The sequence below is a fragment of the Megasphaera paucivorans genome, assembly GCF_900103535.1.
Taxonomy (GTDB): Bacteria; Bacillota; Negativicutes; order Veillonellales; family Megasphaeraceae; genus Megasphaera_A; species Megasphaera_A paucivorans.
Genome location: NZ_FNHQ01000027.1, coordinates 24,300 through 35,455 on the forward strand (window position 1 = coordinate 24,300; position 11,156 = coordinate 35,455).

Sequence of the window (11,156 nt, forward strand, 5' to 3'; positions counted from 1 at the left end):
TTAATATTAGCATAACTTAATTTGTTCTTACGATTAAAATTATAAGTTTTTACTGATTTTTTTCCTATAAAGCAATTTGTTATCTGTACAAACTATCTTGTTTTAAATCAGGATGTTTCAGATTAATTTCAAATATCTACTACACTATCCTGTTATCTCAATACATTATCTTGTTTAGTTTCCTGTCAAGCAAACTAAAAAGTTCTCCCTGAAATAACAGTTATCGAGAAATAAACTGTCAGATCAAAGAGAACTTTTGCAATCTATTTTGATTTCATAATCCGTATCCGTTAATTTTTCAGCGCCTCTCCTACCATCATCACTAACTGTTCCAATACTTCCGTAATTACTCCCTTGTTGGCAAGCTGCAAGTCTGCAGACAAGCGGTACACCCCAATCCGTTCGTTATATAAATCATATATTTTTTGTTTTCCATCAGCTAACAATGGCCGTGTGGAAATAATTACATCGCCAATAATATCATCTGGTTCTCTATCAATAAATATCACAATGCCTGTTTTCTTTAATACTTCAATATTAACAGGTCGTTTAATAACACCGCCGCCAGTTGCAATAACAATACCGTCTTGTTTCGCCAGTTCTTTCATTGCTCGTGTTTCAGCCTCTCGAAAACAGTTTTCACTAATCGCGAACAATTCAGGAATTTTTTTTTGTTCTCTCGCTTCGATATATACATCTGCATCAATGAACTGACGCCCCAATCGTTCTGCTAAGGCACTGCCAAATGTAGTTTTTCCACTTCCCGGCATACCTATAATTACTATATTTTTCATAAAACATTCTCCATTTCCTTAGCAATCGAATTAATAACGTCATTTCCTATTTGACGCTCCAGCCAAATTTCTTCTGAAACAACGGCTTGAGCAACAAGCATAAACATCCCATTTAAAGTAATCGCACCATGCCGCTTTCCATATTGCAGAAACAGCGTATCCTTTGGATTATAAATAAGATCCACCAACGCTTCATAGCGGGCTGCCGTTTTTTCTGAAATAGGACAAACCTGCATATTAGGATACATACCCACAGGCGTACAGTTTACCATAAGAGGCGCCTCTTTGCGATTTTCCAGTTCATGATACCCAATAATTTCTATACCTATCCGTTGGGCAAAATCTGAAAATGATGGTTTCAAAAGCAGAGGGTTACGAGAAACAACGGTAATATGCGCGGCACCTGCATCTGCTAAATATTGAATAACGGCACGTGCCGCCCCCCCTGATCCAAGAACAATACAATTCTTCCCTTCTACTTTGATTCCGGCATGATCCAGTGAACGGCCAAATCCCACATAATCTGTATTATACCCAAATAATCCCTCTTTCGTAACGTGAATTGTATTTACAGCGCCAATGCGATCCGCTGCATGAGAAATTTCTTTTAAAAAAGGCATTACGTCAATTTTATAGGGAATAGTGACATTCATTCCTGTATAGCCGCAACCTGTTTGCAAATGAGCCGATATATCACTTCGTTCCATTTCCAGTAAATCATATTGGTTGTGATTATCTATTCCTAATTTTTTAAATAGTATTTCATGGATCTGCGGCGACACACTGTGTCCTAATTTCGCTCCTATAAGTCCGAATTTCATGAGCAGCTCCTCCTTGGTCTGACGGATAATTTCCTAAAATCTTAAAATATGTACAATTCCGAGCCAAGTCATCCAACGTTTTGACTACACCAGGATCTATTAAACTTCCCATAACATCAATATGGAAAAAATATTCAAACGGATGCCCTTCCATCGGTCTGGATTCCAAGTGTGTCATATTCATGCCGTTGTAGAAGAAGTGGCCAAGCACATGATATAGTGCGCCCGGTTCATGTTTCGTCGTCAATACTAATGTTATCTTATCCCGATGATCGGCCTGATTCATTTTGGGAGCAATAATAAAAAAACGCGTATAATTAAATGAGCTCGTATAGATATGAGGTACTAGTATCTGCAAGCCATATAATTCAGCTGCCATGCTGTTTGCTACTGCAGCCGCTGTGCTGTTTCCTTCCCTTTGAACTCGCTCAGCACTCTGTGATGTACTGAAATACGGACATTGGACCCAATCCGTATGTTTTCGGAAAAAATCCCGACATTGGGCAAACCCCTGCGGATGCGAATAAACAGTCCGAATATCTTCGAGCCGAGTTCCAGGAAGCGCCAATAAATGATGCTCTATTTTAATGCATTGTTCTCCTACAATAAAACAATTATTTCGGCGAATCAAATCATATACTTCCGTAATACTTCCCGTTGAAGAGTTTTCAATAGGTATAACGCCATATTGAATTTCCTCGGCAGCAACTGCCTGTATTTCTTCTTCAAAACGGTCATAATACGTCACAGTAATAGGTTGGTTTTTAAAATAGGTCATCATAGCCTCGCTGCTGTAGGAGCCGGGTGCTCCATAGCAGCCTACGGGAATACAATATTCATAGTCATCCTGGTCCATAGCATCACCCCCTAGAATTCGCCATCATCCACATATCGAGAAGTGTCCACGCCGTTACTGCTTCAATGACAGGAACTGCCCGCTGCACGATACACGGATCATGGCGTCCTTTTATTTCAATAGAACAATTTTCTTGTGTGTCTAAATCAATCGTTTCTTGTTTTCGGCCAATAGAGGGAGTGGGTTTAATAACCAGCCGAAAAACAAGAGGCATCCCATTGGTAATACCACCAAGAATTCCTCCATTATGATTAGACATTGTAATTACCTTACCTTCTTTATACTGCATTGCATCATTTGCCTCTGAACCATGCATTCCCGATAATAAAAATCCATCTCCAAATTCAATTCCCTTAACCGCAGGTATGGAGAAAAACATATGACTCAACATACTTTCGACGGAATCAAAGAAAGGGTCCCCTAATCCCGCAGGTAATCCAACAACCATACCTTCTATAATCCCACCTACAGAATCAAGCTCTCCTTTCGTCTGAGTAATGAGATTTTCTATAGGCGCCGCTTTATCTTCTTCCAGCAACGGTAATCTTTTTTTTCTAAGTGACTTAAGCAATGCCGCATCTTCTCCCATAGGACAGAACTGCCGGTCTTTAATATTTCCAATTTGCTGTATATGAACGCCTATTGTAATACCGCGGCGTTCCAGTAATTGTGCTGCAATAGCGCCGGCGAAAACAAGCGGAGCCGTCAGCCGTCCCGAAAAATGTCCGCCGCCTCGATAATCATTAAATCCATCGTAACGAACACGACCGGTAAAATCAGCATGACCGGGACGCATAATATGACGAAGACTATCATAATCTCGAGAATGCTGATCGACATTACAAATACGAAAACACAGTGGTGTGCCTGTCGTATGTTCTTTAAAATAACCGCTTTGAATTTCAAAATCATCGGTTTCTTTTCTCGCTGTAGATAAGAGATTTTTTCCGGGCGCCCTGCGGGCCATTGCTTCACGTACTAATTCCCAATCAATGGTTTCCCCTGCCGGAATACCATCCAGAACCGCCCCCACCGATTGACCATGAGATTCTCCAAATAGTGATATAGTCAGATACTTTCCAAATATATTTGCCATGCCCTTTTATCCTTCCTTTTCAATAATTCCGCCGAGTTCAGCATAATCGCTCCAAAACCCAGGATATGACTTGCGAACACATTCCGCCCCTTCAACAATAACCTTATCGTTACAACATTGTGCCGCAATTGCCAGCGACATAGCGATCCGATGATCACCCCAAGCATTGACACGCCCCCCGCGCAGATGATCTACACCGCGTATAAGCAGTCCTTCTGGTTCTTCGCGCACATCGGCTCCTAATTTGTTCAGTTCTACCGCCATCGCATGAAGACGATCACATTCTTTCAGCCGCACACGGCCGGCATGAATAATATGTGTAATGCCGCGGCTTACTGAAGCAAGTACGGTCAATATGGGAACCAAATCCGGACAATCTGCTGCATCTATGACCATTCCCTGCAACTTTGATGCGGTTGTTATGATAGAATCTTCCGTATGAATGCTCCCCCCCATACGACGAATAATAGAAATAATAGCTTTATCTCCCTGACACGTTTCCGACTGCAACCCCTGACAGCATATCTTTTTCCCGATAATTCCTGCCGCCAGCCAAAAGGCAGCTTGAGAATAATCACCTTCCGTCATATAATTGCCTGCTTGAAAGTGTTGTTGTCCCGGAATAAAATATATCCCGTTTTCTTTTTTCTCAGTTGCAATGCCATGTTTTTTGAGACATGCCAGCGTCATATCTACATAACTCGCCGATTCAAGTGTTGTCGTACTGCATAAAAGAGAATCTCCCTGGATAAGCGGCAGTGCTAAAAGCAGTCCAGTAAAAAATTGAGAACTTATATTTCCTGGTAGTGCATACCGCCCCGGTGTTAATCCACCGAAAACTTGCAGAGGAAGTCCTTTTTCCTGTCTTTCATAGTGAACATCACACTTATCAAATACATCATAGTATGGCTGCAACGGTCGTTCTGCCAGACGTCCGCTGCCAATGTAGGTAACGGTATTCCCACTGATAAGTCCTACCGGTATAAGAAAACGCAGTGTCGATCCCGATTCACCGCAATGCACAGTCAACGGTGTTTCTTGTTTGTGCAGCCCTCCGTGCACATAATATTTCATGCGATTCGATTTTCCATCAGGAATTTCTTGAATAGCAGCACCCATTTGGCGTAAAATTCGGCAAGTTGCGGCAATATCTTCGGAAGCCGTAATATTTTCTACAATACTTTCACCTTGAGCTAATGCCGCACAAATCAATTCACGGTGCCCTTGGCTTTTGGAAGAAGGAACGGTAATGGTACCTGTTAATTTTTTAGGAGTTAATACGAGATTCATGCTAAATCTCCTTTCGAAATATATGTGGAAATATCCGGGCCAAGAACTGGGAACCGTTTTCCTTTGCCAATACGTTCTAAAATAATAAAAGTTATATCATCGCCGCGTTTCTTTTTGTCATGGCCAATATATTTCAATAACTCTTTTTCCGATGCCTCCATCATAACCGGTAAATGAAACTTTTGAAGTACGTTTCGGATTCTCTCTGCGGTTCCTCTTTCAGTAAGTCCCAATGCCTCCGTTTGTGCAGTCAAAAGCATCATTCCTATAGCTACTGCTTCTCCATGGGTATAGGTTCCATACCCATAATATTTTTCAACGGCATGTCCTATCGTATGCCCAAAATTCAAAAGCATCCGTTCCCCTGTATCGTGTTCATCATGCTCTACAATTCTCGCTTTAATTTCACAGCAAGTTTTGATTATTTCCTGCCAACATAGGTTTATTTCGTCATCTCCGGAAACCTGTTCAAATAATGTAAAAAGTTTTTCATTGCAGATACATCCATATTTAATGACTTCGGCTAATCCGTCATGTGTTATACGTTCAGGCAGCGTCCGTACTAATTCAGGATCGATAAATACAGCTTTAGGCTGATAAAAACAACCGGCCAGATTTTTCCCCGAAGGAAGGTCAATTGCAACTTTCCCCCCTACACTGCTATCCACTTGCGCCAAAACCGTTGTAGGAATTTGAATGAAAGGAATTCCTCGCAAATAAGTTGCTGCTGCAAAACCTCCCAAATCTCCGGGAACGCCCCCGCCAAAGGTAATGATCGCATCACTCCGGGTAATGGAAAAATCAGAAAGAGCTGCATAAATTTGGGCTAGCGTTTCTATATTTTTACTCTGCTCCCCTGCAGAAAACACAATGCGCTTGCTGCTTATTCCGCTATTATTTAAAGTAGTTTGCAATCTGTTTCCATACAAACGATCCACCGTATCATCGCTGATAACAGCTATTTTATCTGTATTGCTTATCCTTCGAACAGCAGGTCCCAATATATCGAGCAATCCATTCTGCACATAAATGCTATATGAATCTTTTCCTAAATTAACATGTATGTTTTCCACGAGTAAGTTCCCTTCTGCGAACAGCGGCTTTTTCAAGATACTCCATCATTTTGTCTTTGTCACTATTCACTAAAAGTTCTGTAAAATCTTCTAAGGAGTTTTTAAACCGATTGATTTCTTCAAGCAGATTCTTTTTATTTTCCATAAACAACTGTGTCCACAAACGTGCATTAATATCAGCCACACGAGTTCCATCCCGAAAGCTTCCGGCAACAAAATACTTTGTTCTGACATCCATAGAATTACTATTAACAAGCGCCGTCGCCACTACATGCGGAAGACTGCTTGTATAAGCAATCATACGATCATGCTCTTCTGCCGTCACTTGGATAACATGCCCACAGCCTATCTCTTTGGCTATTCTGCCAATAAGCCGAATATTCTCTATTTTATTTTTTTTCTGCGGTATCAAAATGTAATTAGCTCCTCGGAAAATAGAAGCATCGGACTGTGATAATCCGGATCCTTCCCTCCCTGCCATAGGATGTCCGGGAATAAAGTCCATCTCATGGCAAAGCAGCTGCTGTATGATATGTATTGTATCGCCTTTAATGCCCGCTATATCTGTCAAAATGGCATCGGATTTAAAATTCGTTTGATATTGATGGATAAATGCTATCATATCACTTGCAGGCAAGCAAAAAATCAGCAAGTCCGCGTTTTTCAAAGCGTCATCTCCACAAATATCGCCTGTTTCAATAAGGTTTTCTGCAAGCGCTTGTTCTACGGTCTGCAGATTCTTATCAATGCCAATAATATGCTGTACCCCTGCATTTTTCAATGCTTTGGCATAGGACCCTCCCATCAGTCCCAATCCTATAATTCCTATCGTAAAGTCCGTAAAGTCGCTTTCCGAATTATCCACGCTGTTCACCTCAATCAACTGTTTACTATAATCTATAGTTCCCGTCCTACAACAGGTGCTATCTGTCGCAATGAATTCATCAGATGGTCAAACATCTGCGGAGTAATAGATTGGGCTCCGTCACATAAAGCATGATCCGGATCGTTATGAACTTCTACCATGATACCATCCGCACCAGCAGCAATCGCCGCTTTTGCCATTGGTTCAACCATCCAGCGCTTGCCGGTGGCATGACTGGGATCCACCAGAATAGGCAAATGACTTTGTCGTTTAATTGCAGGAATAGCACTTAGATCAAGTGTATTTCTCGTATACTCTTCAAATGTGCGAATGCCGCGTTCACAAAGGATTACATTGCGATTTCCGCCTGCCATGATATATTCTGCCGACATAAGCCATTCTTCGATAGTGGCACATAACCCACGTTTTAATAAAACAGGCTTATTCACCTTTCCGACCGCTTTCAATAATTCAAAGTTCTGCATATTTCGGGAGCCAATTTGTATAGCATCAATATCATCATCTAAAAATGCTTCTAGTTTATCTGCTGACATAATCTCTGTCACAACAGGGATTCGGGCTTTTTGACTGGCATGATGAAGCATTTCCAATCCACTATCCCGTAATCCTTGAAACGAATAGGGAGATGTTCGAGGTTTAAATGCTCCCCCCCGCAGCATAGACGCTCCAGAAAGTTTTACCGCTTTGGCGATACCATCTATCTGTTCCTGTGATTCGACAGAACACGGACCGGCAATAACCGCAATTTTTTTGCCCCCGATTTTGATATCTCCAATATCTACAACAGTATCCTGCGGGTGAAACGATCGGCTGGCTCTTTTGTAAGGTTCCGATACCCTCATGACGTTTTCGACATACTCATTCGCTTTAAGTTGTTCCCCATCAATGACTGATGTATCCCCTACAAGTCCCATAACTGTTTTTTTTGCCCCTCTGCTTTCATCAATCTGCAGTCCTTTCATTTGAATAGATCGTTTAATTTTCTCGATTTCTTTCTGTGGTGTCCCTTGTTTCAGCACAATAATCATAATAAATTTTCCTCCCCATTCTCCAACAAAAAAAGCAGGCTCTCATGAGCCTGCTCCTGTCAGTGCGTATTCGTATACTAATGCGTTGCTATTGAAGGTATACGGTGAAGTGCTCCCATGTTTGTCGACTGCATATATGATTTGGCATAGCAAAAATAACCGGCGTAATAAAAGTATACCCGGCTAAAGTCGTACCAAAAACCATATGCAATTGCAGTTTGTAACATAGATCGTAACTTCATTTTAGATATTCTCCCTCTGCAACTTTTCAAAAATTTATTGTGCTTATTCTATCCTTCTCAACTTAATTTGTCAAGGAAAAAAATACATTATTTTAGTATTTTCACTTATTAAACGTTTTACTTGTTTGTTTTTTCTACCAAGCCGGCGGAATTGCCGTCGTTACAACCCGAAATGTATATCCTTGATTCTTAAGCAGCTTTATAATCTGCGGTAAAGCCTGTACCGTTGCTTCATGTCCCACGGCATCATGCATAAGAATGACCAAGTGGCTATTCAAATACGGCCGTATGATCAGTTGTTTTTGAAGATTGGTCACTTCCTGGCCTGACGTACGTCCCGTTCCATCTGCGTCTCCTGTAAGTGCATTCCAGCCAACTTCAATGTATCCTAAGTCATTAACCGCCGTCCAATACGCTTTGGTAAAATGCCCGGATGTTCCACCCGGAGCCCGTGAAATAATCGGGCGGACACCAATAATATTGTAAATCAGTTCTTCCGTTTTTTCTAATTCATCAGTATAGGCCTTGGGAGAACGATATAATTTTTTATAATCATGACTGTATGAATGAAGTCCTATCGCATTTCCGTCATCATAAATCTGTTTTACTATATCAGGATTCTTTTCAATATTTTTACCCATAAGAAAAAATGTTGCATGAATTTTTTCTTTTTTCAAAATATCAAGAATTTTCTCTGTATTAGCCTTATTAGGCCCATCATCAAAGGTTAAATAAGCAACATGATCACCATAAAAATACGTTCTTGTTTTACCATAGGTAAGCGGCAATCCCTTTTCTCTCCGCTGCTTGAGTGTATATTTATCATAGACAGGAACATCAATATCTGCATCGGGCAAGGAAAAATCCTTACCAATATATGCCGTTTTAGATCCCGGCAACATGAAAAAAAGGTGGTTAAGACCGCCTGTAGAACCAGTAAAATCAAATCCTTCATTTGTATGCATGTATGTACCAGCGGCAATTATCAGCAAACTTACGCCCACGCCAAACAAAATCTTAAACTTCATGAATACTGTCCTTCTTTGCCTGTAAGTTATTCACTATAATTAATATACTGTCGTATAGCACAAGTGTCTTTATATCCATCTGCCAACACAATCGCAGTCAAACCAATATCGGTCAACTCATCAAGCAGGGCTTCCGTCATACGATGCTGCACCGCATTATAGCCTGTGCAAAATAATATGCGCCGGCAATCTGCTCCGCGAAACATCCCTTGTGGATGCTTAACAAGCTTAGCTAAAAGAGCCGGAGTTACAATGGCGCCCTCCGGACGACCCATAATAGCAGACGCTGTTTCCAGTCCTTCTACTCGTTCGGCCTTTAACGCATGTCCCAGCATCTGCAAATTCAATACACCTATAAGTACATCACAATTCTGTGGAATTGCAGTTTGACCCGCTTTCGGAGCTTTGACCCATTTATTCCGGGTTTCATCTGCTTCGAGCAGAATGTACCATTCGGGATGATGCTGCTTCAATTCCGATACAATAGACAAAGGAAGTCCTATATAACGATCTGCGCCATCAATTCCAAAAAACCAAGCAGGAATACGGCCCTCTCCAATCCGTGAAGAACAAAATTTTTCTCCTTTTTCAACATTATCTGTACAAATGACATCAAAAGGCTCTACATTATCTACTTGTGCGCTTTCTACCGGCACCGTACTGCTTATTAATATTGGCAAATTCCCTTTATGTCCGTACATACCCAATCGTTCTAATACTGTCGTTTTCCCTCCGGCCCCAACAATCGCCGTAATTCCAGGAACCAGCAAACGACGCCAGCGTTTATCTTCTATCATTTTTTCTGCCTCCGTTCATTAGGATTTTATTAGGTTTTTCCCGAATAGTCTTTATTGATCGCATTTCGCTGCCGGCTAAAGCCTTTCCATGTCGAATTAATAAGATCACGAACCATATTCACTGTAATTTTGCGGCGTTCCTGTTCAGAACATGTCCCATAATTCGCAAAATCAAGTTCCTCACTGGCAACTCGCGCAACATTTTCCCGAATAGCCATCCCTTTTTCTGTTAATAATTCACTTGCATTTTCAGCAACAGCCGCAATGGCAGGACGACCTCCGACCACAATCCGCCATGAGTCCTCTCTTAACGCTACCGCTCCTGTCAAATACGGTTCATCCGTCGGTAAAATACGCATGGCAGCATAGGTGGTACATATTCGTTCCTTTGCAATGGATACACATGTGATCAGTTCACCCATAGGCGGACAGCATAAATAATCATGCAAGCTCATGCGTCCTTTATCATGGAGTTCAACATCCACAGTTAAGCAAAGCAAGATAGGTATCAATACAGAAAACGGCATCTTGCATGCGAGAACACCGCCAATGGTAGCATTTTTTCGTAATGCATCATCAGTTAGCGTATATATATATCTTGAAACAACGCCGCCTCCAAAACTTCGGAAAAATGGATACGCACCAATTGCATCCAGCGTTGTCATTGCGCCGATCAGAATTTCATCCCCTCTGTCATGTATATAGTTCAAACCAAGATTAGACAAATCAATCGCCAAATCATAATGATCTGTATGATGGCTCAAGCCTTTGCCCCCTGCGACAAGCACCGAAGAAGCCACGCTTTTGTATGCACTGTAAACTTCTTCTAGTGTTCGGGGAGCTACTGTATAATCACTGGAAAACAAAATAGTTCATTTCCTTTCTCTGTTTCACTGTAAAATTTCTCAAAAATCAATGAATTGCTACATTAATGTCTACTGCGCAAAAACCACTTTTTGACACGGCAGCCATTTTAAGGCCCGTTTTACTTTCCACAGTAGTAACTGTAGGTAAAATAAAATTGGCGTACACTGAATAGCCTGGAGTTTTCTCAGGTTCAGTGCCAAAATAGACAGCGCTATCACACTCTGTGTCGTTTCTTTCAGATATGTTCTGATTTGGCTAAGGCCAAACCGACGTTTCGCTAAACTGAAAGCTCGTTCTACTTCCACGCGATCGCAATTGTCTTTGTATTCTAATCGTTTGTCTCTAACAGCATCTTTCTTGGGCCGTCCTAAGGCAGGT

General features: G+C 41.3%; 11 protein-coding genes and 1 pseudogene. All 12 read right to left on the reverse strand.

Translation table 11 applies throughout. From position 1 onward, the window contains the following. Positions 1-290 precede the first annotated feature (290 nt). Positions 291-794: a shikimate kinase gene (locus BLR11_RS10815; RefSeq protein WP_091651900.1), complete on the reverse strand. Its 504-nt coding sequence runs from the start codon at positions 792-794 to the stop codon at positions 291-293. Continuing rightward, complete coding sequence (locus tag BLR11_RS10820; protein ID WP_091651902.1) at positions 791-1,615, reverse strand: shikimate dehydrogenase family protein; 825 nt, start codon at positions 1,613-1,615, stop codon at positions 791-793. Before BLR11_RS10820 ends, BLR11_RS10815 begins: the two co-directional genes overlap by 4 nt. Further along, entirely contained in the window at positions 1,557-2,471 is a 915-nt protein-coding gene (gene pheA, locus BLR11_RS10825) for a prephenate dehydratase (protein ID WP_091651905.1), read from the reverse strand. The genes BLR11_RS10820 and pheA overlap by 59 nt, the downstream gene beginning before the upstream one ends. A gap of 4 nt (positions 2,472-2,475) precedes the next feature. Beyond that, on the reverse strand, positions 2,476-3,567 hold the full coding sequence (gene aroC / locus BLR11_RS10830) for a chorismate synthase (protein ID WP_091651909.1): 1,092 nt from the start codon (positions 3,565-3,567) through the stop codon (positions 2,476-2,478). 6 nt (positions 3,568-3,573) lie between these two features. After that, positions 3,574-4,857, reverse strand: coding sequence for a 3-phosphoshikimate 1-carboxyvinyltransferase (gene aroA / locus BLR11_RS10835; protein WP_091651912.1), 1,284 nt, complete (start codon positions 4,855-4,857; stop codon positions 3,574-3,576). Further along, a complete protein-coding gene (gene aroB / locus BLR11_RS10840; protein ID WP_091651914.1) occupies positions 4,854-5,930 on the reverse strand; it encodes a 3-dehydroquinate synthase in 1,077 nt (358 codons plus the stop codon). The genes aroA and aroB overlap by 4 nt, the downstream gene beginning before the upstream one ends. Then, entirely contained in the window at positions 5,911-6,795 is an 885-nt protein-coding gene (locus BLR11_RS10845) for a prephenate dehydrogenase (protein ID WP_245675144.1), read from the reverse strand. The genes aroB and BLR11_RS10845 overlap by 20 nt, the downstream gene beginning before the upstream one ends. A 32-nt stretch (positions 6,796-6,827) precedes the next feature. After that, positions 6,828-7,844 carry a 3-deoxy-7-phosphoheptulonate synthase gene (gene aroF, locus BLR11_RS10850; protein WP_091651917.1) on the reverse strand — a complete coding sequence of 339 codons (1,017 nt, stop codon included), beginning with the start codon at positions 7,842-7,844 and terminating at the stop codon, positions 6,828-6,830. Between the two features lie 376 nt (positions 7,845-8,220). Then, positions 8,221-9,114 (reverse strand): polysaccharide deacetylase family protein, encoded by an 894-nt coding sequence (locus BLR11_RS10855; protein ID WP_091651920.1) that lies wholly within the window; start codon positions 9,112-9,114, stop codon positions 8,221-8,223. A gap of 26 nt (positions 9,115-9,140) precedes the next feature. Beyond that, a complete protein-coding gene (gene yqeC, locus BLR11_RS10860) occupies positions 9,141-9,911 on the reverse strand; it encodes a selenium cofactor biosynthesis protein YqeC (protein ID WP_091651922.1) in 771 nt (256 codons plus the stop codon). A 29-nt stretch (positions 9,912-9,940) separates the two neighbouring features. Then, positions 9,941-10,777: an FAD binding domain-containing protein gene (locus BLR11_RS10865; RefSeq protein ID WP_091651924.1), complete on the reverse strand. Its 837-nt coding sequence runs from the start codon at positions 10,775-10,777 to the stop codon at positions 9,941-9,943. Between the two features lie 177 nt (positions 10,778-10,954). Then, positions 10,955-11,156 (reverse strand): annotated as a pseudogene (locus BLR11_RS10870) (transposase); the annotation flags it as partial.

Coding starts and splice junctions, on each gene's coding strand:
- BLR11_RS10815 (WP_091651900.1), bottom strand. CDS start 794: ATGAAAAATATAGTAATTATAGGTATGCCGGGAAGTGGAAAAACTACA.
- BLR11_RS10820 (WP_091651902.1), bottom strand. CDS start 1,615: ATGAAATTCGGACTTATAGGAGCGAAATTAGGACACAGTGTGTCGCCG.
- pheA (WP_091651905.1), bottom strand. CDS start 2,471: ATGGACCAGGATGACTATGAATATTGTATTCCCGTAGGCTGCTATGGA.
- aroC (WP_091651909.1), bottom strand. CDS start 3,567: ATGGCAAATATATTTGGAAAGTATCTGACTATATCACTATTTGGAGAA.
- aroA (WP_091651912.1), bottom strand. CDS start 4,857: ATGAATCTCGTATTAACTCCTAAAAAATTAACAGGTACCATTACCGTT.
- aroF (WP_091651917.1), bottom strand. CDS start 7,844: ATGATTATTGTGCTGAAACAAGGGACACCACAGAAAGAAATCGAGAAA.
- BLR11_RS10855 (WP_091651920.1), bottom strand. CDS start 9,114: ATGAAGTTTAAGATTTTGTTTGGCGTGGGCGTAAGTTTGCTGATAATT.
- yqeC (WP_091651922.1), bottom strand. CDS start 9,911: ATGATAGAAGATAAACGCTGGCGTCGTTTGCTGGTTCCTGGAATTACG.